The organism is Klebsiella sp. H-Nf2 (assembly GCF_002806645.1).
In the GTDB taxonomy this organism is placed as follows: Bacteria; Pseudomonadota; Gammaproteobacteria; order Enterobacterales; family Enterobacteriaceae; genus Klebsiella; species Klebsiella variicola.
Genome location: NZ_PIBL01000001.1, coordinates 798,703 through 824,079, shown reverse-complemented (window position 1 = coordinate 824,079; position 25,377 = coordinate 798,703). Strand labels below are relative to the sequence as shown.

Below are 25,377 nucleotides of genomic sequence, written 5' to 3'. Positions count from 1 at the left end.
GCGAGCGCCCTGAGCCAGTGAGTTAGCGGAAGTCGACCCAGCAGGCGCCGTTGTCGGCAGACCGTACGCAGTTTTCCACCCAGCGCACGCCGAACGCGCCGGCGCGAGCGTCCGGATACCAGAAGTCGGCCAGCAGCGCTTCGTCGCGACGGTCGGCGGCATCCATGGCGATGGCGAAACGGCGATAGAGATTCGACCATGCCTCAAACAGCCCCTCCGGATGACCGCCGCCGATGCGGTCATCCTGACGCGCCAGCGGATCGAGGTAGTCCATGCCGCGCTCGAGGATGCGCACCGGCTCTCCCTGGATTTCATAGCGCAGCTGGTTGGGCTGTTCATCCCACCATTCGAGACTGGCTTTTTCACCGACGATACGCACCTTTTGCCCGTGCATGGAGCCGCAGTTAACGGCGGAGCTCCACAGCGAGCCAACGGCGCCGTTGTCATACTCCATCAGCACATGGGCGTTATCTTCCAGCGGCGCGCGGCTTTTGATGAAGCTTTGTCTGGCGCACATCAGCCGGGTGATGTTCAGCTGCGGGGCCATGGTTTCAACCAGAAACAGCGGATGAGTGGCCAGGTCGCCCAGAACATAGCTGGGGCCGACAAAGCGAGGATCGACCCGCCAGCGGGTACTGGCGTTTTCCAGTTCCACCGGCTGGGCGTGAAAACCGTGGGCAAACTGCATATTGACGATACGGATGTCGCCCAGCAGCCCGTCGGCGATCATCTGCCGGGCCTGCAGGATCAACTGGTGGCCGGCATAGCCGTAGGTCACCCCGATGATCTTGTGCTGCCGCTGGCTGAGCGCCACCAGTTCGTCAGCTTCCTCGCTGCTGAAGCACAGCGGCTTTTCGCACACCACGTGCAGCCCGGCCTCCAGCGCCGCCCGGCAGATGGCATAATGGGTGTTATTTGGTGTAGCAATCGACACCGCCTGAATGCCGTCCGGACGCTCCGCTTCACCGCGGAACAGGCTCTGGTAGTCGGCGTAACAACGTTCGGGATCCACCCCCAGCTGTTGGCCGAACTGGCGTCCGCGCTCGGCATCAATATCAAAGGCGCCGGCCAGCAGCGTAAAGGTATTATCACGCAGCGCCGCTGAGCGGTGAATATAGCCGATCTGGCTGCTGCCGCCGCCGCCGACCATGCCCCAGCGCAGGGTGCGGTCGAGAGGTTTTAAACCGTTAATCATGTTGCGTCTCCTGTCAGAATCCCACGTCGCGCAGATAGCGCAGACTTTCCGTGACCGCCTGCAGGCTGCCTGCGGCATGGCGCGGATCACGCTCTTGTTCAATGGTTATCCAGCCCTGATACCCCCGACGGGCGAGAAAGTCTTTGATGGCCGGATAGTCAATGGCGCCGCTGCCGAGCGGGCACATTACCCCTTCGGCGCAGGCGGTGAAAAAGTCGATGCCCTCGGCGAGGGCGCGCTGGTAAACCTGCGGATCCACATCCTTGAAGTGCAGGTAGTCGAGTCGCGCGTAATAGCGATCCAGCCAGTCGAGCGGATCCATACCGGCGTAGTAGAGATGCCCGGTGTCCAGACACAATCCCGCGACGTCGTGCGGAATATCGTTCGCCAGCCGCTCGATTTCATCTGCAAATTCGATGCAGCCCCCGGCATGGGGATGGATAACCGCCCGGACGCCATACTCCTGCCAGGCGAGGGTACTGAGGGCGGTAATGTGCGCCATCATGCGCTGCCAGTCTTTGTCATCGAGTCGCGGAGCGAGCGCGCTACGCCCGGCAAAGCGCGCTCGCTCAGGGTTGCCGAAATCAATAATCACCAGGTAAGGCGGCTGAACAGGATGCCCTGGCGTGGGTTCGGCGGCCGGAACCTGCGACAGATTGCGGCAGATCTGATGCGTCAGCGCCACCAGGGTGGGGAAATGGGCCTCGCTGACCAGATCGTCAAAGATCGTACCGGCTACCAGCGACAACTGATGCTGCTCCAGCGCCGCGCGCAGGCTGGCCGGGTCGGTGGGCAGGTAGCCCCAGGGCCCAAGCTCAATGCTGCGATAGCCGGCCTGCGCCGCCTCCTTCAACACGGTAGCCCAGGCGGGAAGGTCAGGGTTTTTTGGGTCATCCACGCCCCAGCTGCAGGGGGCATTGGCGATAGAGAGTGTCATGTTGGCTTCCTTTTTACACAGGGGGTGCCGCTGAGTATTGAATAAATATTTCATTCTCAACAATGATGGAATGATGATTTTTTGATGGGCATCATGCTTTGAATTGATGTTGTTTTTGATAGTTTTTTATCAAATTGAGGGCGGGCGCGGTCTGCCCGTTAACTGGCCCCGGCGGCGGCGGGGCCGGGAATTTACATATTTTCTTTGGTGATGATATCGAAAGGCTGAGGGAGAGAAATCACCTCGCTGTGCGAGCGAGAAACCGCGTCCGTTATGGTGCGTAGCGTGGCAGCGGCAAACGCCTCCAGCCGGTGGTTAAGCATGATGTCGATGGTGCCATCGATCAGCGCCAGTTCACTGTCGTTTAGCGGGCCGTGGCAGACCAGGGTGATCGCCTGCTGACGGCCGCTGTCGCGCAGCGCCTCGACAATGCCTTCGACGCCGCCGCAGGGGGCATAGATCGCCTGCAGGGCCGGGTACTGACTCAGCATCTGCTCCGTCACGGTCCTGGCGATATCCGCCCGTTCATGGCTGCGAACCGGCTCCAGGATCTGCTGCCCCATGCCTTGTTCACGCAGGCAGGAGCGGAAGCTGATCTCACAGCTTTCCTGACAGGTAAAACGATTGTCGCCAATGATAATACCTATTTCACCATCCCCGCGGCATAAGCGCTCGATAAACCAGGCGGCGGTGCGCCCGGCTTTTTGATTATCGAGGCCGATATATCCGCTGCGCTGGGGGACCGACAGATCCGAAAGCAGGGTGAACACGCGAACGCCGCGGGCGGCGGCCCGGGCGACTGCGTGGCGAATCAGCGGGTGATCCAGCGCCACCAGGCCTAACACGTCCACCTCGTCACTTAGCCGGTGAATGGCCTGAGCCATCGCTTCCACCGCATCGATGGCAAAATGCAGTATCACCGGCGCCTGGCCTGCCGGTAGCCATGGGGCGGCCTCGCGCGTCAGCGCTCGGGCCAGCGGCAGGTAGAAGGAGTGGGTCTCTTGCAGCAGGATAAAACCCATTCTGACCGTGACCGGCGCTTTACCCGCCGCCAGACGATAGTGGGGTTGCTCGAGGGTAAACCCCAGCCGTCGTGCCGCCTCCAGTACGCTGAATGCCGTGGACTCCTTCACCGCCGCACGCTTGTTCAGCACCCGGTCGACGGTGGCAATACCGACTTTGGCTTCACGAGCGATATCGGCAAGTGTGATTTTGGTAGCGTTTTTTTTCACTGTGATGGCCGTTTGTGATGAGAGTTATGATAGAAACTATCACGATTAGTCTGGGCATAAAAGCCGCAACGCGGGCGTCCTGGACAAAGCCAATACGCAGCCAACTGGGGGGTAAGACCGATATACACACTCTGTGATCAAAAGCGACTACCAGTTCTGGTATTGCTGCTATGCTGTTGAAATAGAATTAATAAAAAAGACATTTTCGCATCCAGTCGGTTAAACCACGCGCAAAGTCGCCTCGGGTGGGCGTTGCTGCGTGCAGAACCGACTATACTTGCCGCGCACGCGCGTCATTAAGGTTTTCGGTTTCTTTTTGCTATCACTTTATACCAGCGTCAGGGCCGCTCATCGTTGTGCGTCGCTCCGGCGCCGGGAATTGGTCGGTTTGGGGCCTGTATGTTATTAAAAGAACTGGCTGTTTTTGATGTATTAAGTACCCCGATATGGGTAGTCCATCCTTTTAATGAAAGTGTGGTCTATGCCAATCAGGTTTCCCGGACGTTGAGCGGCGATATGTCGCTGAAGGAGATGCGTAACGGTATCTATTCGACCTGTCCTGAAACACAGTTACAACATTATCTTCGCTATCTCGATACGATGACCGAGATATTTGAAGTCTGGACGCTACAGACTGAGAAGGGCCTGCAGTCGGTGTATTGTAAAACCACCCTGGTTGAGACTGACGACAGCGGTACCTTACTGCTGTTTGAAGCCGTGAAGCTGCTGGCGCAAAATCAATCCATTCACACCGGCTCCCGCCGCTACCAGCGGCGCAACAATGGCTTTTTTGCCCGCTTTTTTATGACCAATACCGCGCCGATGCTATTGATCGATCCCAATAAGGATGGCCGAATTGTCGATGCCAATATTGCGGCGCTGCGTTTTTATCATTATTCCGATGAGGAAATGCGCAATAAACATACATGGCAAATTAATACCCTTGGTCGGGACGTGATCCCCATCATGAATAATATTGCCAATATGCCAGGCGGGCATAAACCGCTTAATTTTACGCATATTTTAGCCGACGGTACGCTGCGCCATGTCCAAACCTACGCCGGGCCCGTAGTGCTTTATAATATTCGACTGATGTTGTGTATTATTCACGATATCACCGAGGAAGTGCATCTGAAAAAAGAGCTGGAATTTTCTGCCGCCCACGATCCCCTCACCGGATTGCTTAATCGCCGCGAATTTTATCGCCTCGTCGAGGCACCGTCATTTATCGCGCAAGGCTTTTGTCTGCTGTTAATCGACATCGATCATTTCAAGAGCATTAATGATATTCACGGTCATCAAAAAGGGGATGAAGTCCTGCTGGTGATCTCGCGCATTCTGGAAACGTCGGTTGATCGTGAAGATAAAATTTATCGCTGGGGGGGAGAAGAGTTTCTGCTCTTTTTACCCCATTCGCCGATAGCGCGCGCCCTGATACTGGCGGAAGGGATCCGCCAGGCGGTCAGCGAGTATCAGACGCTGTCGGTGACGGTGAGCATCGGCGTGGCCGAACACCATGACGGGGAAGCGATTGATCAGCTTTTTTCCCGCGTCGATAAAGCGCTGTATGTGGCCAAAAATGATGGGCGCAACCGGGTCTCGCGCATGCCGTTTGAAAATGTGGAACTGCTGCACAGCCGCGGAGGCGCGGCCTGACCAGCCCAATGCTTTTTCTCCCCGCCGGACGCGCAGGCTGACGCACCGACTATACTGAGTGAACGCCAGCCTGCTGATTTGGGTGGCAATATTGTTAGCCTGTCGCTGAGGTGGCAAACGACATATGGTGCGTCTTCTCGTTCTCCTGTCGGTACTTTCGCTTTCTGCGCCAGCGACGCTGGCGGCGAACGGCCACGCCATCAAACAGCGTGCCGATGCCGTATTGACCCTGATGAGCTATACCGTCGTCCCTGACGTGACCGCCAGCGATCTCAACATTGGTTCCGGCAGCAACGACAAGCATAACCTGGCCATCACCCAGTTTGGCGGCGGGGCAACCCTCAGCGAGTCGTTCCCGCTGTATCTTGAAGGTACGATGGGTTACAGCCGTTACGACCCGCGCTTTGTGGTCAGCAATGGCGAACAGACGCGGAATGTGCCGACCAAATGGAACAGTCTGACCACCACCGGCGGTGTCGGCTGGGATTTTTCGCTGCACCGGGACAGCCTCGGAGGCAACCTGGTATTGCGGCCGATCGTCAATGTGATGCTCGGTACCCTGGCCAGCGATGCGCGCCTCGGCAGCTGGGCAATTGAGCGAAAAACCAACGCCGATCTGCAATTCCTCGACGGCGGTCGGTTCAATGCATGGGGGCTCGGCGGGGCGTTGATGCTGGATTACGAACGCTTTTCCGCCACCCAGGATATTGATGCCGAACTGCGTTACTCCTATATGCATCTGCAAAGTTTCGGCAGTAGCGCTGAGGTGGTGCAGGGAGAGGCCAGCGCGGAGAATCTCGGCCTGTATCTTCGCCGCCGCGCGCCGATAGCGGACTGGACGCTGTTGGGTAACCCGCTGCGATACGTTCTGGAGGGGGCGCATACCGAATTTCTCGGCGACCAGCGAGGGGCGCTGGGCTTTACCGGTTTGACCTCCCTGGGGATTGGCCTCGAGCTGGACAGCAGTAAATACCCGGTCTTTATCACCCGCACCCGGCTGGTGGCGCGCTATATGTTCGGCAATAACACCACAGGCTATGGCGTAGGCCTGGCAATGAGTTTTTGATGACCTCAAATCTGGTGCCGGACAGTTCCCTGCTCTCAGGGAGAGGGCCTGAGTCGCAACGATTATCGGACGATTCCCTCTCCCTTTGGGAGAGGGCCAGGGTGAGGGTCAATCCTGACACCACACCCGCTCGCCATTCACCCACGTCTCGCTGATATTGCGTTCATCTCCCAGGGTCATCAGCACGAACAACTGCTCATAAATGTCATGGCAGCGGCCTGTGCGCAGACGCTGCAGCGGGGTGACCGCCGGGTCAATCACCACAAAATCTGCCTCTTTGCCCGGCTGAAAATTGCCAATTTTCTCCTCCAGCCGCAGGGCGCGCGCCCCGCCGAGGGTGGCGTGATAGAAGGCCTCGCTGGCGCGCAGGCGATAGCTCTGCAGTTGCCCTACCTTGTAGGCCTCGCCCAGCGTCCGCAGCATGCTGAAGGTGGTGCCAGCCCCGACGTCGCTGCCAATGCCCATCCGCACCTGGTGCTGCCAGCAAGCGGGCAGGCGGAACAGTCCGCTGCCGAGAAACAGATTCGAGGTCGGACAGAAGGCGACGGCGGACCCGGTGTCATGCAGGCACTGCCACTCGGCATCATCGAGATGGATCCCGTGAGCAAAAACGCTGCGTTCGCCGGTGAGTTGATAGTGATGATAGACATCCAGATAGTGCTCATGCTCAGGCCACAGCTGTTTAACCCAGGCGATCTCCTCGCGGTTTTCACTGAGATGTGTCTGCAGCCAGGTGTCGGGAAACTCAGTCCGCAGGCGCTGCACGGCCTCCAGCAACGCCGGTGTCGAGGTAGGGGCAAAGCGCGGGGTGATGGCATAGCCCAGCCTCCCGCGCTGATGCCAGCGGAGGATCAACTCACGGGTCTGCTCGTAGCTCTCCCCGGCGGTTTCGCACAGATAATCCGGCACATGGCGATCCATCATCACTTTTCCGGCGATCAGCCGCATATTCAGACGCAGCGCCTCGCTGAACAGCGCCTCGGCCGAAGCCGGGTGCAAGGTACAAAACACCAGCGCGGTGGTGGTGCCATGGCTAATCAGCTGGTTAACAAAAAACTGCGCTATCTCCTGCGCATAATCCGCATCGGCAAACTGGCTCTCCACCGGGAAGGTGTAGGTGGTGAGCCACTCCAGCAGCTGTTCGCCAAAGGCGCCGATCATCTCAGTCTGCGGATAGTGAATGTGGGTATCGACAAACCCGGGCAACAGCAGCTTGCCTCGCTGGTCGAGATAGCCCTTCAACGGCTGCAGAAAGGCTTCTCCCTCCTGCCATGGCAGTAGCGCGATAATTTTCCCATCCTGCAAGAACAACAGGCCATCATCGAGATAGCGGGCCTGGGCGGCCACCTCATCCGGGGTCTCTGCTACGCCGGCGATATCAAAAAATGCACCGCGCACCGCGGTCTGGTAATCCATCATCGAACCTGCCTTCTCTTAACGCTCCGGGAATAGTGATAAATAGCAAGATTGGTGCCAGTTTGCAGACTGCCGCGGCCAGACGCCGCGGCAGGTGGTGAGGGTTACTCTTTTTGCGCTACCGCGCCGGAACGGAAGGCTGCTGTCGCCTGCACTTCACGCTCGTCGCGGGCCAGCCAGCGGTAGAGGGTGCCACCGAGGAAGACCCCAATAAACCAGCTGAAGTTCGCCACTTCATGCAGGGCCGGAATAAAGCTGATGATTAGCCCCAGGGCCACTGTCGGCAGCAGGGCGGTAATCGCTTTCGGGTTAAAGCCGTTGCGGTACCAGTATTTACCCTTCGGCGTATCGTTAAACAGATCGTCCACCGACACCCGGCCGCGTTTGATGAGGTAGAAGTCGGCGATCAGGATGCCAAACAGCGGGCCAATAAAGGCGCCCAGTACGTCGAGGGTATAGTGGATCAGTTCCGGAGAGTTAAACAGGTTCCACGGCGTCAGGAGTATCGAGCCCACCGCGGCAATCATCCCGCCGGTACGGAAGCTGATTTTCTGTGGCGCGCAGTTGGAAAAATCGAAGGCCGGAGAGACGAAGTTAGCCACGATATTAATGCCGATGGTGGCGGTAATCATGGTCAGCAGGCCGATGGCCACCGCCAGATCGTTACCCACGCGGCTGACGGTTTCGATCGGGTCAGTGATCATTTTGCCGAACAGCGACTGGGTGCCGGAGACAATCACCACGGTCACCACCGAGAACAGCAGGAAGTTAAACGGCAGCCCCCAGCGGTTACCGCGGCGGATCTCGCCCATGCTTTTGCCGTAGCGGGAAAAGTCACCGAAGTTGAGCAGCGGTCCGGAGAAGTAGGAGACCACCAGCGCCGTGGCGGTGATCATCTGCCAGGTCTGCTCGCCGGCGCTCAGGGATTTGCTGGCGAGGGTAAAGGAGATCCCGTCCAGACCGGTCTTGTATACAATCCAGCCGGCCAGCGCCAGCATCACCACATAAACCGCCGGACCGGCGATATCGATAAAGCGTTTGATGGCGTTCATGCCATGCCAGAACACCATCGCCTGCAGCAGCCACATGGTGGCGAAGCACAGCCAGCCGAGCGTCGACAGCCCGAGAAAGCTGCTGCTGGTCAGCGAGGCAAGGGAGGGCCAGAACTTGAGCAGGACCAGCATCAGGGCGTTAGCCGCCAGATAGGTCTGAATACCGTACCAGGCGAACGCGATCAGCCCGCGGATCACCGCCGGGATATTGGCGCCGAAGACGCCAAACGCCTGACGGCAGATAACGGCGTATGGCACCCCGGCCATCTGGCTCGGCTTCGCCACCAGGTTAGCGCACAGCTGCACAATACAGATGCCGACCAGCAGGCAGAGCAGAACCTGCCAGCTGGCCAGTCCAAGCGTAAAGAAGCTCGCCGCTACGACGTAGCCGCCCATGCTGTGCACGTCCGACATCCAGAATGAAAAAATATTGTACCAGCTCCAGTTCTGGTCGCGGGTGGGCGCCAGATCCTCATTACATAGCCGCGGACTGTAGCTGGCGGCCGCCTCGTGAGTCTTCTTCTGCTGCGTGTGGGATGAATGTGGCATGAAACCTGCTCCTCTGAATGAAAACCCTTTGATATGGATTGCTGAGGCTATTGCAGGATCCAGGCCAGAATGATGAATCTTGTATACAAAAAATAAATTTTATGTATACGATCTGCTATCGATAAGTGAAACCGGAGTGGGTTAATGAATAATGAACATCGTCTCCAGGCCGCGCCAGCGCTGCAGGACAAGGACGAAAGCATTTACCAGGCGCTGATGACGGCCATCGTCGAACATCAGTTGCCGCCGGGCAGCAAACTGCCGGAAGAGGCGCTGGCGGAGGTGTTCGCCGTGAGCCGCACCGGCATCAGAAAGGTGCTGCAACGACTCGCCGCTGTGCAACTGGTCACGTTGACGCCCAAACGTGGTGCACATGTCACCAGCCCCAGCGTGGAAGAGTCCCAGGCGATCTTTCGCACCCGGGCGCTGCTTGAGGTCGCCAATTTGCCCGATGTGATCGCGCGCTGTCAGCCGCCGCATCTGGCGGCGCTGGAGAACATTATTCAGCGTGAACAGCAGGCCCATGAGGCGCACGACGGCCCGGCGGCGATCCGCCACTCCGCTGACTTTCATATTCAGTTGCAGGCCATCTCCGGTAACCCGGTGCTCACCGAGATGGTGACCCGCCTCAGCCAGCGCTCCTCTTTAGTGATTGCCGCCTGGGGTGCCCCCTGGCGACAGGGCTGCCGTTGCGACGATCACCAGCAGCTGGTGGGTTTGCTGCGGGATAAAGCCCTGCAGCCACTTAGCGAGGCGCTGATGCACCATTTTGATCATATTGTCGCCAGCCTGTGCTTCGAGCGCGATGGCGTCAGCCTGCCCGATTTTTCCCGGTTGTTCGCCGGCCACAAGGAGTCGTGATGTCTGCCATATGTATACAAGTGATCAACCCCAATACCAGCCTGGCGATGACCGAAACGATAGGCGCCGCCGCGCGTGCGGTCGCCGCGCCGGGTACCGAGATCCTTGCGGTCTGTCCCCACGCCGGGGTGCCGTCAATTGAAGGCCACTTTGACGAGGCCATCGCGGCGGTCGGCGTGCTGGAGCAGATTAAGGCCGGACGCGAGCAGGGGGTGGATGGGCATGTGATCGCCTGCTTCGGTGACCCGGGGCTGCTGGCGGCGCGGGAGCTGGCCCAGGGGCCGGTGATCGGCATTGCGGAAGCCGCGATGCATATGGCAACGATGGTCGCCACCCGTTTCTCCATTGTGACAACGCTGCCGCGCACGCTGATCATCGCCCGTCATTTACTGCACCAGTACGGATTTCATCAACACTGCGCGGCGCTGCACGCCATTGATTTGCCGGTGCTGGCACTGGAAGACGGCAGCGGCCTGGCGCAGGAGAAAGTGCGTGAGCGCTGCATTCGCGCGCTGAAAGAGGATGGTAGCGGGGCGATTGTCCTTGGCTGCGGCGGGATGGCAACCCTGGCGCAGGAGCTGACCCGCGAGCTGCGGGTGCCAGTGATCGATGGCGTCAGCGCGGCGGTGAAGATGGTGGAGTCACTGGTCGCGCTGGGCCTGGCGACCAGCAAGCACGGGGACTTAGCGTTCCCGGAGAAAAAAGCGTTAAGCGGACAGTTTCAGTCGTTAAATCCATTTTAAAAGGGGCAGGAGATGGGAGAGAACCAGGAACACTATCCTCGCGATCTGCGAGGTTATGCAGGGGAGCCGCCGCACGCGCGCTGGCCGGGCGGGGCGCGGATCGCGGTGCAGTTCGTCCTCAACTACGAGGAAGGCGCTGAGAATCACGTCCTGCATGGCGATGCGGGTTCGGAACAGTTCCTGTCCGATATTATTGGCGCCGCCAGCTACCCGGCACGCCATATGTCGATGGATTCACTCTATGAGTACGGCAGCCGGGCAGGGTTCTGGCGCATCCATCGTGAGTTCAGCCAGCGCGGGCTGCCATTGACCGTTTTCGGCGTGGCGATGGCGCTGGCGCGGCACCCGGAGATTGTGGCGGCGATCAAGGCCGCGGATTACGATGTGGTCAGCCACGGCTGGCGCTGGATCCACTATCAGCACATGGATATTGCCGAGGAGCGCGAGCATCTGCATAAAGCGGTGCAGGTGCTGACCGACCTGTTCGGCAAACCGCCCACCGGCTGGTATACCGGCCGCGACAGCCCTAACACCCGCCAGCTGGTGGTGGAGCACGGCGGCTTTGACTACGACAGCGATTATTATGGCGATGATTTACCTTTCTGGAGCGAAGTGGCCTGCAGCGACGGCAGCCAGCGGCCACACCTGATCGTGCCTTATACCCTCGACGCCAACGACATGCGCTTCGCCACCGCCCAGGGATTCAACACCGCGGAGCAGTTTTATACCTATCTGAAAGACAGCTTTGACGTGCTGTACGCCGAGGGTGAAACCGCGCCGAAGATGATGTCCGTGGGGATGCACTGCCGGCTGCTGGGCCGCCCGGGCCGTTTCCGCGCGCTGCAGCGTTTCCTTGACTATATCCAGCAGCACGACAAGGTGTGGGTCTGCACCCGGCAGCAGATCGCCGACCACTGGCGCGAAACCCATCCGTATCGCGGGTAGCTTGCTGCCACTGAACCTGGCTCTTGTATGTATAAAGTCATTACAGTTTATCCGCCGTCAGGCGGGTAAACTATCATCAACTGCATCATTTTTCCTTTAAACCCGAGCAGCCACTAGGATAGCTTTAGGCCAGCCCGAATCCTGCAAGGTCGGGAGATATGAACATGATGGAATATACTTTTGTTGGCGTGAATATCACCAAAGCCATATTCGATTATTTATCATCCCTTCCGGCATCTGGAATGTTTTTTCACTCATAGCAGATTACATCCATATTCCATTAATCAATTAGGATGCTATGATTTTGTCGATTAGGGCATCTCGACCGGCATCTGGCGCCGTATTTCTAGCAGTCATAATTTGTCTCGCATTTTTTACGGCATTTCTAATGTCTGTTTTTTCTTGACTTCCTACTAATGCCATGCGTGCGCTAAGTACACTGGCAGCCTGATATCCACAAAAGGCTGGTTCTTCAAATAATCGGTTTGCGAGCCAGGTAATATAGTTAGGATCAAATTCCATTTGTAGGATACATACTGCAGCCAGTCGCTCACCAGGGGAGTTACTCACTGTTAGTTGTGGAAGAAAATATTTCGCTGCAAAGCCAAGACGTCGCATTCCGGCAGTAATAGAAGACATAAGGAGCGTACGCTTGTCTCCCGAGGGCATTGAAATCCGTGCTTGTTCATAGTTGTTTACGAGACTATGCAAGCTGGGTTTTATAGCGTCAGGATTATTACCTGGAAGTGTATCTTTTATCTTTTTTGCTATAGCCACATCGGTTGGCGTGGGTACAACAGGTGTTCCTTCTTTGAAAAACTCATCAGCATCTGCTTTTAAGACATCATCCAGAGTTTTGTAAAATTGACTATCAGAACGTTGGAATGCACCTTGTAAAAAAAGACGCGTATATAAATAGCCACACAGAAAACCGATCGTCGAAAACCCCAAAATTAAAGCAATTGACAAAGATTTCATGCTCTCATTAGGTTTGTCGCTCATCGAAGCAGCAACGTAATTACTAATAACTATTAGATGGTTCCCTAGTGTCTTTAAATTCACCAAAGTTAAACCAATAATGATTTTAGTAAGCCAATCGGAAACCTCTTCCAGATTTGTATTTGGCCGTCCTTGATAGATATCGCTTGTCGCAGTATATGTCTGTATTTGCTTGTTGTTGGGTGTTATCTTATTGGCTTGATCCTTATTTCCAGCTCTCGGGATGCCAAACAAAAAACCAATCCCCGCACCAACCGACAGGCAAGCCATTACCCATAACAGAAGATAGCCGAGTTCTATTTTGAAACTTATGATAATAACTGAAACAACCCCCAGAGTCATCAGCGGGAATATCGCAGAATTCACAATCAATAAATCATCTCTCCCTGGTTTAAGAGAGGAGTGTTCGTATACTAGCACTGAGCTAAACCAAGTTTTTAAAGAAAGAATAAGAGGCTGGATAATCATGTAACACCTCGATAATGAGCTCTGCGCTCATGACTCTAGATTAAATTTTAGTAAGCAGTAGCCACAATATAAGTATATATATAGCAAGGGAAAAACCTGTGGCGTAATCCTGAGACTGGAGCGGAGTTAACAGTTGGATTAAATATTTAATAGCTAACCACACCCCCCATGTAATTGCTCCAACAAGTATCCAGGCGATAGGCGGGAAATGGCTTGTAATGGCAATCCATTTTGTTCTTGACAGGCTAAGTGGAATGTTATTTTTGGACGGGAGTTTGCCGTTACGAATAAAACTGGCGATATGATCCCACAGTGGTTCTTCTATTGCTGCCCCGTGACCACCCTTGATATAGGTCAGTTGATGAATTCTAGGATGTGGGTTACTCAGGATAAAACCGTCATGACCTGCGCTACCTAAGTCTTGCCAGTGAGCAAATTGGAATAATTTTGAAAAGAAAGCTACCACCCAGTCTGTTGTTGCTACGAAATTCAGTACTGCATTAACTCGCGGCGGGGAACTGTTCAGATACTTGTGCCAGTTAAAGTCCTGCCGTACAACGCTGCCAGCGAAAACAACATTTTTGAACGTGCAGCATGGATAAAGTTCGAGCGCTCTTGCTAGTAGATAGGTACCGTTGCTATGTCCAACGTAAGAAAAACTGGCTTTGGGGTATTTTGCGAGTGCTTCCGTATACTGATCCATTAACCACTCGACTTTCTTACGGCGATATAAGGGGAAGAGAAAAGGCAGCATCGGGAAGTAGCCATAGCTCGATGTTTCTGTTGCCCATTTTTCATTATCTGGCACTTGAATACGCCGTGCAAGCTTGTGTGTCCAATAACCGGCATCTCTAATACCGTGTATGACAAAAGCTACTTGAGTGACCGATTCATCTGCTTTTGTGACTCGTTCGTCAGCAGGAAGAATATTATCGGAAGCCAGTTCAGAGGGAGATAGTATCAGAGCTTTTATAAAGACAGAGAAACGGCTCTGACCGTAGTCTGAATCATAGAGTTCGATAATGGACTTATGTCCTGAGTACGGCACATCTAGATAGATAAAATCCCCTCCAGAAATAAGGTCTATGTTATCATCGGGAGATACAATATCATCGCGCGAGCCTAACAACTGGATGGTAATAGCATTTCCGCCTGCTTTGGAATCGGAAGCATACTCTCGACGCATGTATAACCACTGAACACGTAACTGAGTGATAAATTCTGCACCTCGGCGAATTGTGAGAATTGCTGGTGGTCGATGTTTGAATGCATACAGTAAATGACCCAAAATCACACCTAATGTCCAAAGCGGTGCCTTCGTAATACTCATATGATGACTAATACTCCAGCCTCGGTTCATACCTGCCATCAGAATCAGACGAGAGACACGTTTCGCCCAATATCTAGCTGCAAGCCTACCATTATCTAATGATGATTCAGATCTGAAGTAGCAAGCTTCGAACGGTGCTTTACGCGTCTCACCACAAGCGACGATATAGAGTTTACGGGCAAGCAGTGCACCAAAGCTGTGACCTATTAATATAATATTTGTAATTGGATTTGTACCATTTTCTGATTGCTGTATGATAGTATCTAACTGATTTAAATGAAGGTTAACTATCTCATTTGGGTTTGCCGTTGAAAACCATGACAGTGGAAGGTCAGGGCAATACATCTGGGCATTAGGCCATTGTTTTTTAACTGCATCAATAACTGAAGATAAAGAAGTGGCATTGTTGGCATAGGCGTGGAATACAACTACTAGAATTCCTTTGCCGTCATGTGTAAATTTTTTTTCTGTCATACCCCCTCCGGACGACCCAATCATGAAACTACCTATGGCCATTACTCTTTCAAGGCCATATCTATTGGTTAATATATTTGCTTGAGGGCTTAAGAATAAAATAAGCTAAGCCAGTCTGCAGTTGTATCATAAATCCACTCAATCTCAATGTAGATGACTTGGCATGGTTATATTCCCCACTCGTTCAAGTAAAATTAATTTTAAGACTTTCTCCATGCTTCGATTTTTATATATTGCAAGTCAAAATTAATGTATACAGATTGATTTAAATTTAGGAAGATAGTATATCCTCGCCCACCAATTCATCGTAATTGATTATTAAGAGTGAAGGGTAGGGGTATTAACTTTCCATGCAAAATTTCAATGAGTAAATTAATTCATCTTATGAACTTAACACAAAATATGAGCTTATAACTTATAAGAATGCATTAAACCACAACTCTTACAACAACATTGTTTCAAACTCTCTGACCGCATCGCGACGCAACCATGGATCAATTTCGTGTCTTGATACTGGTCCATGATGGTGAATGGTGCGACGCAGCAGTCGTGACACATATTCCATCGCAAGGGGGTGATTCTCTTTCATCGCTTTTTGAAAAATATTACCATCAAATGTCCCAACATCTCTTAATACCAAATCCTTAAGTTCCTGTCCAAAATGCATTGAGTTTGCACTTACCTGCCAAGCTCCAGCCTCAATAGTTTCTGGTGTTACTGATGTCGGATTATTTTTGTCTCGCCCTGCATTCCAATCCCACGACGATTCAAAACCAGCGAGTACGCGCATGACTTCGAGCATTACTGCGCGGCGATGGTTAATATCACGCCATGGGCCTAGTATATTTTTAATGCTTGAGTAGATATCACTTTCAGAGTTTGGTGCAAATATTTCATCGGGAGCATTTTTTCCCCAATCAATTAACTGTTCCAAGAAATCATTCGTCGGTACACCTCGGTTTGAAACATGTTGCTTGGTTGAGATAAATTTTTTTTCAATCGGCTTCTTCAATGCTTCTGTCTGAAAAAACTGATTAACCTCGAAATGCATAGGGTCATTAAAAGACTTTCCCCAAGTAAATCCAAAAGACTGAAAAATAGGAGCGAAGGGAGCAACCGAGTCGCCAAATCCAGGATCATCTTCATTTAAGTCGATCGCGATTCCAAAAGCATGATTCGAAGGAAGCTTGCTTAAGGCGCCACTGGTGGGTTTTCGTAAGCGTGGATTCAGTGTTCCAGCACATGATTTAACAAGGTGAAGATAGCCTTGCTCTTCAATTGCTTTAAAAACCGCGAGTATTTGTTGATGGGCAAGTCTATGAAAATGTAATTCTCCATCATTTGAACCTGGAATACCTTTAAGCTGCGGAATTGTAATAGGTGTAACATCGTTAATGTTAAAGCCACTAATAAAGAAAATAGCATCCCCACGTTTCCATTCAGGACTGGCTGTTCGGAATGTAACTTCACCAAACAATGGATGAATAAAACTGCTAAGAGGCATGATTCACTCCTGTTATGTTGGGATGTTAATAAGATGAAATCAAGCTATACCATGCTGGAACGTGTCTTTTTATGAAACATTCTTTTGAATGGTAAAATCAGTGTAATCTATAGGTGCAAGGCGAGCAAGTTGTACTGCATAAGTTCGATATAATAATTCTTTTAGATAGGAATTAAAACCATCTGCTAATCATTAGTATGGTTACAATTAAAGGTGGTTTGGGTGTTCATTATTAGTAATTTCAATTATATGACGATCATTTACGGGTCAAGAATGCAGTGCCTTGTGACTATTATCCGAAATCCTGTTCCATGCAGAAATAGAACTCCGGCATGATAAATACTCACCTGAACAGAGATTGCGCCAGTGAAAAAGCTATGACTTACCGAAATGCTGATTGTCTTTTCCCACAAACAGTCTGAGCTGAGTACGTTTGTGCCGGAATTCTGCCACAAGCTGAGCATCTCCGACGCCATGTTTTCACCTTGCGCAAAAGGACGGCGGAGCTTCTCCTTCAGAACTGAAGCACATGCTTAAGCTTGAAGAGGAAAACCTTTGCCTGAAGTAATGGGTTGTCGTCACTCTACGCAGACTATTCCTTGCGACTGTCTTTGTTATCGAATAACGGACTTAACAGCCATAAGGGTCCTTTTTCGAATCCATCCACTGCCTGCCCGTATTGCCAGCCAGTAAGCCGTCATTTTCAGCAGAGTCGCGCTATCCGGACAGTAAATAAACGTTTCAGTTTGCAGCTCATGTTGCCCTTCATTCACTGTTTTTACTCGGTAGCGCAGTAAGAGCTTCGCGCTGCCCGGCATCAAAGGCGCCAGATAAGCTTCAGTATTCGGCACGTTTTCCAGGCCGAAGTCCGCACGCCAGAATTGTCCGCGCAACCCGTAGCAGAGCTCGGATGCTGACTTTTCCAGAAGGATAAAACTGTCCAGGCCAAAGCGGCTAACCGGCAGGGGGTATTTATTGCGCCGAATTTTTTGCGGAAATTGTCGTACAGACATCAATAACCGGATAACGGCGTCCTGCTGAATATCGAATGTCGCTATTAACGGCAGGATTTTTTCAGGCGAGTGCGTCCTGATGATAGTCTGGTGTTTTTCATGGAACTGAAAATGTGGCAAGAAAACGGGTATATCCTGCCATTGAGCAAGTGCTCTACTGGTAACGAATCCCGGGTTCAGCATGTTATTTCCTTATTATCCTTCAAGCCCAACCAGAGTAACAGATGCTTCACGGCAAACAAGAACCGCACAGGATCCGGTGATGACACTGTGATAGGTTACTTTATGGGGAGCAGTTAACATCACTTAATTCAACGGCATATATACAAGCTGAATACGGAGCACTTGATGGTCACCACACATGTTTTTATCGCGGTCAGTCTTGATGGATACATCGCCCGACAGGATGGCGATATTGACTGGCTGTTGCAGCGCGATGACCCGACAGAAGATCATGGCTATGCAGCATTCATCGCGGACAAAGATTGGATCGTTATGGGGCGAGGTACCTATGAGAAGGCGCTGACCTTTGACGAATGGCCTTATGATCGACCCGTACTGGTTCTCTCCCGACAGCTAACCGATACCTCCGTGCCCAAAGCGTTGAAGGACAAAGTGCAAATCTCATGCCGCACGCCAAGGGAGGTGCTTGCTGACCTGACGGTAGAGAACGCGCGTCGCGTCTATTTAGATGGCGGGCAGGTCATACAGTCGTTCCTGCGCGAGGGGCTGGTCGCCGATATCGTTATCACGACCATTCCTGTCCTGCTTGGCTCGGGAAAACCGTTGTTCGGATCCCTGACCAGGGACATCGATTTGACTCTGTTATCAAGCCGCAGCTTCCCTTCGGGTCTGGTGCAGTCGCACTATCGGGTGACGTCATAAACTGTATATAAACATAGTGGTGTCCTACGCAAAAGCGAGAGTACCGTCCTGCCGCCAGCGGTACTCTATTATATAGGGCATTCACTTCATTTCTGGTGGGCTTTAGCAGGAGAGCAACCTGCTATAGACAGATTCACCGCGACATCCCCCGGAATGAAAACGAATGTTACCCCTACATTTAGTGATGGCTACCTACAGGTGGTTCGTCTATTCTGCCTGTATTAACGACCAGGCCGGAGTCATGCTTTGTGGATAATCCCATTATTCTGAAAACTATCGTTAGCTTTATTCTCATTCTGTGGGTAATCGATGTATTCAGGACCAGGAAAAGAAAACGTTTTGATCCCGCTATTGAAGCCGCTGATGCCAGAGAACGCCATCAATGGCGCTATTTCAGATGGGCGTTCCGGATCATACAAGTGGTAGCGGGAGTGTATATCTTCGTGCAGCTGATTCAGGTTTTACTGAGATAGATTCTACAGCCAGGTACGACTGGACAGAACATCCTGGTGAGCAGAATAACGCAAGTGAATTTTTCTGTGGCGGCGCGCAGAAACTTCTGCCGCCGATGAAGATGTGCTCCGCGCCACGCTGCTGGCGACTGCCCGCCGGGTCTTTACCGAGCATGGCTACGCCGACACCTCGATGGATGACTTCACCGCGCAAGCGAAGCTGACCCGTGGTGCGCTCCAGGGAGAAAGAATGCAGCTCTCATCAATGAAGGAGGATAAGTTAAGCAATAACCAGAGAGTAAACGTCTTGCACCGAAAGTAACCTATCGTATGGTGCAGGGTTAATCTGAAGCTTCGTTGAATAAAAGAAATGCCACGCCTCATTTTGGTGCTTTACGGTATCTCTCCTGCATCATGATGATCCATGCTCCATAGTAAATTACCATTACGCATCATGTTATCTTATTGATAATAAATGAATAAATTAATGGCACACTTTGTGCTTAAATTAATGTGAAAGCTTAAAAATTTAAATCCATGAACAAGTGATAATAACCTGTAGCTTGCATTGTCGGTACCGATGCGATGGGCCAAAAATGATTTTCAATGCGATCATAATTTAACTCGCAACCGATTAAACGTTCACATTGACGATGATGGCCAAGGGGAGGTGACTGTACACAATATAACCATCAATACTAAATCAAAAATTCATGCAGAGATTTTTTATAAAATGACTCTGTGTTGCAAATAATAACTCCTATGTTTTGAGAAACGAAAGCTTTGAAGCTTTGTTCTGTGAAAGTAAAGTCTATACTGCCCAGGTCGGCGATTTAACAAGGATACAATGCTGATGCATAAACTCATAAAAAATTACGAAGCCGACATCTTTTTCGATGAGCTGATCGACCATGAGGGCAATCCACGTTTTTCCGCACAACGTCTGATTCAATGCCTTGATTCTCTCCCGCCGGATGAACTGGAGAAACGTCGTCTGACGGCAGAGGCGACAATTCAGGAAATGGGGATTAGCTTTACGGTATATACCGATAAAGGAAATATCGACAGGATTTGGCCATTCGATATTATTCCACGCATTATTGATGCCAGAGACTGGGCAATAGCGGAAACAGGTCTGAAGCAACGTCTGACCGCTTTGAACCGCTTTATCGATGACCTGTATAATGAACAAAACTGCATCAAAGATGGCATTATTCCTGAATATATTATTAAGGAATCTAAAAATTTCCGTCCTGAGTGTGTTGGCATGAAGCCGCCGTATGGCGTATGGGCGCATATTTGCGGTACCGATTTAGTCCGGGATGAAACCGGGCAATTCTACGTCCTGGAAGATAACCTGCGAGTGCCTTCTGGCGTCTCCTATATGCTGGAAAACCGCGCCATTACCAAGCGCGTCCTGCCAGAACTGTTTGAAAGTGACGAGATCAAACCGATTGATGCTTATCCGGCACAGCTGCTGGAAACCCTGACGGCCCTGTCGCCGCGGCAGATTGAACGCCCGGAGATCGTGGTGCTGACACCGGGTATTTATAACTCCGCCTATTTCGAGCATGCCTTCCTGGCTCAGCAAATGGGGGTGGAACTTGTCGAGGGCGCCGATCTGTTTGTCGGCGACGACGACTGCGTCTACACCAAAACGATCTATGGCGCGGAGCGGGTGGACGTCATTTACCGGCGCATTGACGATATGTTCCTCGATCCGGAAGTCTTCCAGCCTGAGTCGGTTCTTGGCGTGCCTGGCCTGATGCGGGCCTGGAAAGCCGGAAATGTCGCGCTGGCTAATGCGCCGGGTGCCGGAGTGGCGGACGACAAGGTGGTCTATGCATATGTTCCGGACCTGATTCGCTACTATCTTGACGAAGAACCCATTCTCCCGAATGTCGAAACCTTCCTTTGCCAGAACGATGACGACCGCGAATACGTACTGCAGAATCTGAATAAGCTGGTGGTGAAACCGGCTAATGAATCAGGTGGTTACGGTATGTTGGTCGGGCCGCATTCAACCAAAAAAGAGCAGCAGATATTTGCCAAACTGATCCAGGAAAATCCCCGTAATTATATTGCTCAGCCGACGCTGAAGCTCTCCACCGCACCGGCGCTCATCGCCAAAGATTATCTCGAGCCGCGCCACCTTGATTTACGTCCATTTATTTTGCAAAGCAAAGAGACTTACGTGACGACCGGCGGCCTGACGCGGGTGGCGATGAAAAAAGGTTCGTTAGTGGTGAACTCATCGCAGGGCGGTGGCAGTAAGGATACCTGGATCGTGGAGAGCAAACGATAATGAATATGCTATCAAGAGTTGCGGCACGCCTGTACTGGAGCGCGCGTTATCTGGAACGTGTGGAGAATATCGCACGGTTAGTCAGCGTGTATGACGATCTGCTTTACGATCTGCCACGCGATATTGCGGTTTCCTGGTATAACCTGATTGAAATTAACAGCGGTGTCGTCTTGTTTAACCAGCGCTATAAGATTAAAGACGAACGTAATGTTCTGAAATTTCTGCTGGCTGACGAGAGCAACCCAGATTCACTGCTGTCGTCATTAAAAATGGTCCGTGAAAATATCCGGACCAGCCGCGATGTGGTGCCGGGCGAAATGTGGGAGCTGATTAATGAGCTGGATCTCTATGCCCGCCAGAATATCCGCCTCGGTATCAACCGTTCTGAACGGCATACCTACCTTAATACCATCATAGAAGGATGTCAGAAAATTGTTGGTTTACTGACCGGTTCGATGAGTCGTGATGCCGGCTGGTATTTTCTGAACATGGGGCGCTATCTCGAGCGCGCCGATATGAATACACGCATTCTTGACGCCGCGAATTCCCTGATGATGCAGGCGCGCGAGGAAGAGAGCATTAAGTTAGGCCAGGTCGTGTGGTCGAAGGTACTGAAATCACAAAGCGCCTATCTCAGCTTTCGCCGGGTGATGCGCTGCTCTATTAAAGGCTCGCTGGTGGTCACTTTGCTCCTTACGGACAGGCATTTCCCCCGTTCGCAGCGCTTTTGTCTGGAGCAGATCAAACTGGCCGCCGCTGAGCTGCCGCGGGCATCAGCCGTTTCTGTGCACATCGACAGCCTGCTGCTTGCGACCCGGGGCGTTGAACACTCTCACGATCTGAACCGAGAGTTCAGCCTCTATCTTAATGAAATCCAGCTCAGCCTGATTGCGCTTCATCATCTGATTACCGACAACTGGTTTCATTTCCTGCAAGGAGATGCCGTATGACCATCCGGGTAGCGATTCAACATAAAACGACCTATGACTTCGATCGTTTGATCAACGTGGCGCCACATATTTTGCGTCTGCGGCCTGCGCCACATTCACGTACGCATATCCATGGCTACTCCCTGAAAGTGACGCCAGAGGACCATTTTATTAACTGGCAGCAGGATCCCTTCGGTAACTATCAGGCACGTCTGGTGTTTCCTGAAAAAGTGAAGCGCCTGGAGTTTGCGGTGGAGGTGATTGCGGATATGACCGTGATCAACCCGTTTGATTTCTTTATCGAAGAGTATGCCGAGAATTTCCCCTTTGCCTATGATGCCTTGATGCAAGAAGAACTCGCGCCTTATCTCAAGGTCACCGAACAGTGTCCTGAGCTGGAGGCGTGGCTGGCAAGCGTTGATTGTGAGGAAATGGTGCCTATCGTAACCTTCCTCGTGCAGCTCAATAGCCGACTGGCCAACGAAATTGACTACGGTATTCGCCTTGAACCCGGCGTGCAGAGTTGTCAGGAGACGCTGACATTAAAAAAAGGCTCGTGCCGGGATACCTCATGGTTGCTGGTACAGATACTGCGTAATCTGGGGCTGGCCGCGCGCTTTGCCTCTGGTTATCTGGTGCAGCTCACCGCCGATGTGAAAGCGTTGGATGGCCCCTCAGGCCCGGAACAGGATTTCACCGATCTGCACGCCTGGTGCGAGGTCTATTTACCCGGCGCCGGGTGGGTGGGGCTCGACCCGACCAGCGGTCTGTTCGCAGGCGAAGGGCATATTCCTTTAGCCTGTACGGCTGACCCGCAGTCTGCGGCGCCGATTACCGGCGCAACCGACCCGTGCGAATGCGAGTTTAGCTATTCCAATATTGTGACCCGCATCCATGAAGATCCGCGGGTCACACGGCCTTATAGCGAAGACGAGTGGCTTAACATCAACGCACTGGGGCGCGCTGTTGATGCCGAACTGCAATCTAACGATGTGCGACTGACAATGGGAGGCGAACCGACGTTTATCTCCATTGACGATATGGATTCCGCACAGTGGAATACCGATGCGCTGGGTAAAGATAAATTACGCCTCGCGAAAGATCTGTTACTGCGCTTAAAAACGCAGTTTAGTCGCGGCGGATTGCTGCATTATGGTCAGGGAAAATGGTATCCCGGCGAAGAGGTTCCGCGTTGGGCGCTTGGATGCTTCTGGCGTACCGATGGCGAGGCGTTGTGGCACGACCAGGCGCTCCTGGCCCGTGTCGATCGGGATTATGGCCACACCCTTAGCGACGCAGAACGATTTGGTGAGGCTCTATGCCGGCAGTTAGGGGTTGCCGCCCGCTATTTACAACCCGCTTATGAAGATTCGCTCTACTATCTGTGGCTGGAGCGTTCTCTCCCTGAGGGGGTCGATCCGAGGACCGCGGATCTGAATCATGACCTTGAACGGCGGAGACTGGCGAGTTTGCTTAGCCGCGGGATGGAAAACCCCACGGGCTACATCCTGCCTGTCGAATTCGATGGCGCATGCTGGCAAAGTAGCCCCTGGCCAATGCGTGCCGGGCTGATTACACTGATCCCCGGTGATAGTGCGATGGGCTACCGTCTGCCGCTCAATTCGCTGCCGCCATTAGCCGACGATGAGATCGTCGTCGAACGAGATCCTTTTGAACCTCGCGAACCCCTTCCGGTCTTTGCTATGGGGGGAGAGACGGCCCCTGTTCGTGCCCGGCAGACCTTACAGCAACAAAAAAAGGTCGCCAACGGCACTAAAAGCGTGGTCCGTACCGCACTGTGCTTCGAACCGCGAGAGGGCAAGCTGCATCTGTTCCTGCCCCCGGTTACCCACCTCGAGAATTATGTGGCTCTGGTGCATGCCATCGAGGAGGCGGCCAGTGAACTGCAGCTTCCGGTGGTGATTGAAGGTTATGAGCCGCCAAAAGATCCTCGCTTGCAAAAGCTGTTACTGACCCCCGATCCGGGGGTTATCGAGGTCAATATTCACCCGGCCAGCCACTGGGATGAGTTGGTGCATAATATTGAAACACTCTACGAGCAGGCGCACCAGGCAAGGCTGGGGGCCGAGAAGTTTATGCTTGATGGTCGGCACACCGGTACCGGAGGGGGAAACCATGTCACTTTGGGCGGGAGTACGCCAGCCGACAGTCCGGTACTTCGACGTCCCGATCTCCTGCGTAGCCTGGTGACCTACTGGCAACATCACCCCGGTCTTTCCTACTTATTCTCCGGTATGTTTATTGGACCAACCAGTCAGGCTCCGCGCCCGGATGAAGGGCGCGATGAAGCCCTCTATGAAATGGAAATTGCCTTCCAGAATATGCCGGAAGGGCTGGTTGATACGCCATGGCTGGTGGACAGACTGATGCGCAATCTGCTGGTGGATGTCACCGGCAATACCCACCGTTCAGAATTCTGCATTGACAAACTCTATGCGGCAGGCAGTAGTAGTGGTCGCCTGGGGCTGCTGGAGTTCCGCGGTTTCGAAATGCCCCCTCACGCTCGCATGTCGCTGGTGCAATTACTGCTCCTCCGGTGTCTGGTGGCGCGTTTCTGGAAAGAACCGTATCACCAGCCGCTGGTCCGCTGGGGGACACAGCTGCACGATAAATTTATGTTGCCGCATTTTGTCTGGCAGGATGTGAAAGAGGTGGTGGATGACCTGCAACGTCATGGTTATCCCTTCAAACTGGCGTGGCTGTTGCCGTTTGAAGAGTTCCGTTTCCCACACTATGGCCGTCAGCAAATCGATGATATTGAGCTGGAGCTGCGCTGGGCCATCGAACCGTGGCATGTTCTGGGTGAGGAAGTGACGCTGTCCGGGACGTCGCGCTATGTAGACTCCTCCGTCGAACGTATACAGGTGCGCCTGTCGGGTTTAACCGAAGGGCGCTACGTGCTGGCGTGTAACGGTCGCCGCGTGCCGCTGCGGGCTACCGGAAGACAAGGAGAGATGGTGGGGGCGGTACGTTATCGGGCGTGGGCGCCACCGTCAGCGCTGCATCCGACGATTGGGGTAAATACCCCGTTAGTGTTTGATTTGATTGATACCTGGAATGGTCTTTCCATCGGCGGCTGCACCTATCGCGTCAGCCACCCTGGCGGACGTAACTATGAGACGCGTCCGGTTAACAGCAACGAAGCCGAAGCCAGGCGTGTCAATCGCTTCTGGGATCATGGTTTTACCCAAGGTACATTGATCCCCCCACCGGCATTCAGCGCGCTAAGGACCTTCTATGAGCATGAGCAGGTACCACGCCCGATGGCTCCACCTGCAGAGGAACCTGGTGATGAATACCCACATACTCTGGACCTTCGCAGGAAGTATACTAGGATTTAGTTTT

18 protein-coding genes and 2 pseudogenes are annotated in these 25,377 nt (G+C 52.9%); 11 read left to right on the top strand and 9 right to left on the bottom strand.

Going from position 1 to position 25,377, the window contains the following annotated elements; translation table 11 throughout:
- Positions 1-22: 22 nt before the first annotated feature.
- The 3 genes from CWM58_RS04060 to CWM58_RS04050 form a co-directional block, all read right to left on the bottom strand.
- Positions 23-1,195, bottom strand: a complete 1,173-nt coding sequence (locus CWM58_RS04060; protein ID WP_100680297.1) for a Gfo/Idh/MocA family protein — start codon at positions 1,193-1,195, stop codon at positions 23-25.
- Positions 1,196-1,208: 13 nt separating this feature from the next.
- A complete protein-coding gene (locus tag CWM58_RS04055) occupies positions 1,209-2,132 on the bottom strand; it encodes a TIM barrel protein (protein ID WP_022065965.1) in 924 nt (307 codons plus the stop codon).
- A 191-nt stretch (positions 2,133-2,323) separates the two neighbouring features.
- Complete coding sequence (locus CWM58_RS04050) at positions 2,324-3,364, bottom strand: LacI family DNA-binding transcriptional regulator (RefSeq protein WP_061154506.1); 1,041 nt, start codon at positions 3,362-3,364, stop codon at positions 2,324-2,326.
- A 399-nt stretch (positions 3,365-3,763) separates the two neighbouring features.
- Here CWM58_RS04050 and CWM58_RS04045 point away from each other — a divergent pair, with 399 nt between their 5' ends.
- Both CWM58_RS04045 and CWM58_RS04040 read left to right on the top strand, forming a co-directional pair.
- A complete protein-coding gene (locus CWM58_RS04045) occupies positions 3,764-5,020 on the top strand; it encodes a sensor domain-containing diguanylate cyclase (RefSeq protein ID WP_100680296.1) in 1,257 nt (418 codons plus the stop codon).
- Positions 5,021-5,144: 124 nt separating this feature from the next.
- Positions 5,145-6,086 carry a hypothetical protein gene (locus CWM58_RS04040; protein WP_074385782.1) on the top strand — a complete coding sequence of 314 codons (942 nt, stop codon included), beginning with the start codon at positions 5,145-5,147 and terminating at the stop codon, positions 6,084-6,086.
- 108 nt (positions 6,087-6,194) lie between these two features.
- On the opposite strand, the gene guaD is transcribed toward CWM58_RS04040, so the two are convergent.
- The gene (gene guaD / locus CWM58_RS04035; protein ID WP_100680295.1) at positions 6,195-7,505 is read right to left on the bottom strand and encodes a guanine deaminase; all 1,311 of its coding nucleotides are present in this window, start codon (positions 7,503-7,505) and stop codon (positions 6,195-6,197) included.
- 101 nt (positions 7,506-7,606) lie between these two features.
- Entirely contained in the window at positions 7,607-9,103 is a 1,497-nt protein-coding gene (locus CWM58_RS04030; RefSeq protein WP_100680294.1) for an NCS1 family nucleobase:cation symporter-1, read from the bottom strand.
- A 144-nt stretch (positions 9,104-9,247) separates the two neighbouring features.
- Between CWM58_RS04030 and CWM58_RS04025 the strand changes: the two genes are divergently transcribed.
- The 3 genes and pseudogenes from CWM58_RS04025 to puuE all read left to right on the top strand — a co-directional run bounded on the left by CWM58_RS04025 (position 9,248) and on the right by puuE (position 11,652).
- Positions 9,248-9,964: a GntR family transcriptional regulator gene (locus tag CWM58_RS04025; protein ID WP_002905523.1), complete on the top strand. Its 717-nt coding sequence runs from the start codon at positions 9,248-9,250 to the stop codon at positions 9,962-9,964.
- A pseudogene (locus tag CWM58_RS04020) lies at positions 9,964-10,832 on the top strand (aspartate/glutamate racemase family protein); the annotation flags it as partial. The gene CWM58_RS04025 and the pseudogene CWM58_RS04020, both read left to right, overlap by 1 nt.
- Positions 10,720-11,652 carry an allantoinase PuuE gene (gene puuE, locus CWM58_RS04015; protein ID WP_047666595.1) on the top strand — a complete coding sequence of 311 codons (933 nt, stop codon included), beginning with the start codon at positions 10,720-10,722 and terminating at the stop codon, positions 11,650-11,652. The pseudogene CWM58_RS04020 and the gene puuE, both read left to right, overlap by 113 nt.
- 288 nt (positions 11,653-11,940) lie before the next feature.
- On the opposite strand, the gene CWM58_RS04010 is transcribed toward puuE, so the two are convergent.
- From CWM58_RS04010 to CWM58_RS03995, 4 genes are all read right to left on the bottom strand, one after another.
- A complete protein-coding gene (locus CWM58_RS04010) occupies positions 11,941-13,119 on the bottom strand; it encodes a hypothetical protein (RefSeq protein WP_100680293.1) in 1,179 nt (392 codons plus the stop codon).
- Between the two features lie 40 nt (positions 13,120-13,159).
- On the bottom strand, positions 13,160-14,923 hold the full coding sequence (locus tag CWM58_RS04005) for an alpha/beta hydrolase (protein ID WP_133122409.1): 1,764 nt from the start codon (positions 14,921-14,923) through the stop codon (positions 13,160-13,162).
- A 442-nt stretch (positions 14,924-15,365) separates the two neighbouring features.
- Positions 15,366-16,427 (bottom strand): M15 family metallopeptidase, encoded by a 1,062-nt coding sequence (locus CWM58_RS04000; RefSeq protein WP_100680291.1) that lies wholly within the window; start codon positions 16,425-16,427, stop codon positions 15,366-15,368.
- 614 nt (positions 16,428-17,041) lie between these two features.
- Positions 17,042-17,623 (bottom strand): hypothetical protein, encoded by a 582-nt coding sequence (locus CWM58_RS03995; RefSeq protein ID WP_206056623.1) that lies wholly within the window; start codon positions 17,621-17,623, stop codon positions 17,042-17,044.
- 165 nt (positions 17,624-17,788) lie between these two features.
- On the opposite strand from CWM58_RS03995, the gene CWM58_RS03990 reads away from it, so the two are divergent.
- From CWM58_RS03990 to CWM58_RS03965, 6 genes and pseudogenes are all read left to right on the top strand, one after another.
- The gene (locus CWM58_RS03990) at positions 17,789-18,325 is read left to right on the top strand and encodes a dihydrofolate reductase family protein (RefSeq protein WP_100680290.1); all 537 of its coding nucleotides are present in this window, start codon (positions 17,789-17,791) and stop codon (positions 18,323-18,325) included.
- Positions 18,326-18,573: 248 nt separating this feature from the next.
- Positions 18,574-18,798, top strand: a complete 225-nt coding sequence (locus CWM58_RS03985) for a hypothetical protein (protein WP_071839073.1) — start codon at positions 18,574-18,576, stop codon at positions 18,796-18,798.
- 103 nt (positions 18,799-18,901) lie between these two features.
- Positions 18,902-19,015 (top strand): annotated as a pseudogene (locus CWM58_RS29165) (TetR family transcriptional regulator); the annotation flags it as partial.
- Positions 19,016-19,630: 615 nt separating this feature from the next.
- Complete coding sequence (locus tag CWM58_RS03975; protein ID WP_061156363.1) at positions 19,631-21,082, top strand: circularly permuted type 2 ATP-grasp protein; 1,452 nt, start codon at positions 19,631-19,633, stop codon at positions 21,080-21,082.
- A gap of 5 nt (positions 21,083-21,087) precedes the next feature.
- Complete coding sequence (locus CWM58_RS03970) at positions 21,088-22,032, top strand: alpha-E domain-containing protein (RefSeq protein WP_061156364.1); 945 nt, start codon at positions 21,088-21,090, stop codon at positions 22,030-22,032.
- A complete protein-coding gene (locus tag CWM58_RS03965; protein ID WP_100680288.1) occupies positions 22,029-25,373 on the top strand; it encodes a DUF2126 domain-containing protein in 3,345 nt (1,114 codons plus the stop codon). The genes CWM58_RS03970 and CWM58_RS03965 overlap by 4 nt, the downstream gene beginning before the upstream one ends.
- The last annotated feature ends 4 nt before the right edge of the window (positions 25,374-25,377 follow it).

Excerpts from the sequence above, each read along its gene's own strand:
- CWM58_RS04060 (WP_100680297.1), bottom strand. The coding sequence starts at position 1,195 with ATGATTAACGGTTTAAAACCTCTCGACCGCACCCTGCGCTGGGGCATG.
- CWM58_RS04055 (WP_022065965.1), bottom strand. The coding sequence starts at position 2,132 with ATGACACTCTCTATCGCCAATGCCCCCTGCAGCTGGGGCGTGGATGAC.
- CWM58_RS04045 (WP_100680296.1), top strand. The coding sequence starts at position 3,764 with ATGTTATTAAAAGAACTGGCTGTTTTTGATGTATTAAGTACCCCGATA.
- CWM58_RS04040 (WP_074385782.1), top strand. The coding sequence starts at position 5,145 with ATGGTGCGTCTTCTCGTTCTCCTGTCGGTACTTTCGCTTTCTGCGCCA.
- guaD (WP_100680295.1), bottom strand. The coding sequence starts at position 7,505 with ATGATGGATTACCAGACCGCGGTGCGCGGTGCATTTTTTGATATCGCC.
- CWM58_RS04030 (WP_100680294.1), bottom strand. The coding sequence starts at position 9,103 with ATGCCACATTCATCCCACACGCAGCAGAAGAAGACTCACGAGGCGGCC.
- CWM58_RS04025 (WP_002905523.1), top strand. The coding sequence starts at position 9,248 with ATGAATAATGAACATCGTCTCCAGGCCGCGCCAGCGCTGCAGGACAAG.
- puuE (WP_047666595.1), top strand. The coding sequence starts at position 10,720 with ATGGGAGAGAACCAGGAACACTATCCTCGCGATCTGCGAGGTTATGCA.
- CWM58_RS04010 (WP_100680293.1), bottom strand. The coding sequence starts at position 13,119 with ATGATTATCCAGCCTCTTATTCTTTCTTTAAAAACTTGGTTTAGCTCA.
- CWM58_RS04005 (WP_133122409.1), bottom strand. The coding sequence starts at position 14,923 with ATGACAGAAAAAAAATTTACACATGACGGCAAAGGAATTCTAGTAGTT.
- CWM58_RS04000 (WP_100680291.1), bottom strand. The coding sequence starts at position 16,427 with ATGCCTCTTAGCAGTTTTATTCATCCATTGTTTGGTGAAGTTACATTC.
- CWM58_RS03995 (WP_206056623.1), bottom strand. The coding sequence starts at position 17,623 with ATGCTGAACCCGGGATTCGTTACCAGTAGAGCACTTGCTCAATGGCAG.
- CWM58_RS03990 (WP_100680290.1), top strand. The coding sequence starts at position 17,789 with ATGGTCACCACACATGTTTTTATCGCGGTCAGTCTTGATGGATACATC.
- CWM58_RS03975 (WP_061156363.1), top strand. The coding sequence starts at position 19,631 with ATGCATAAACTCATAAAAAATTACGAAGCCGACATCTTTTTCGATGAG.
- CWM58_RS03970 (WP_061156364.1), top strand. The coding sequence starts at position 21,088 with ATGCTATCAAGAGTTGCGGCACGCCTGTACTGGAGCGCGCGTTATCTG.
- CWM58_RS03965 (WP_100680288.1), top strand. The coding sequence starts at position 22,029 with ATGACCATCCGGGTAGCGATTCAACATAAAACGACCTATGACTTCGAT.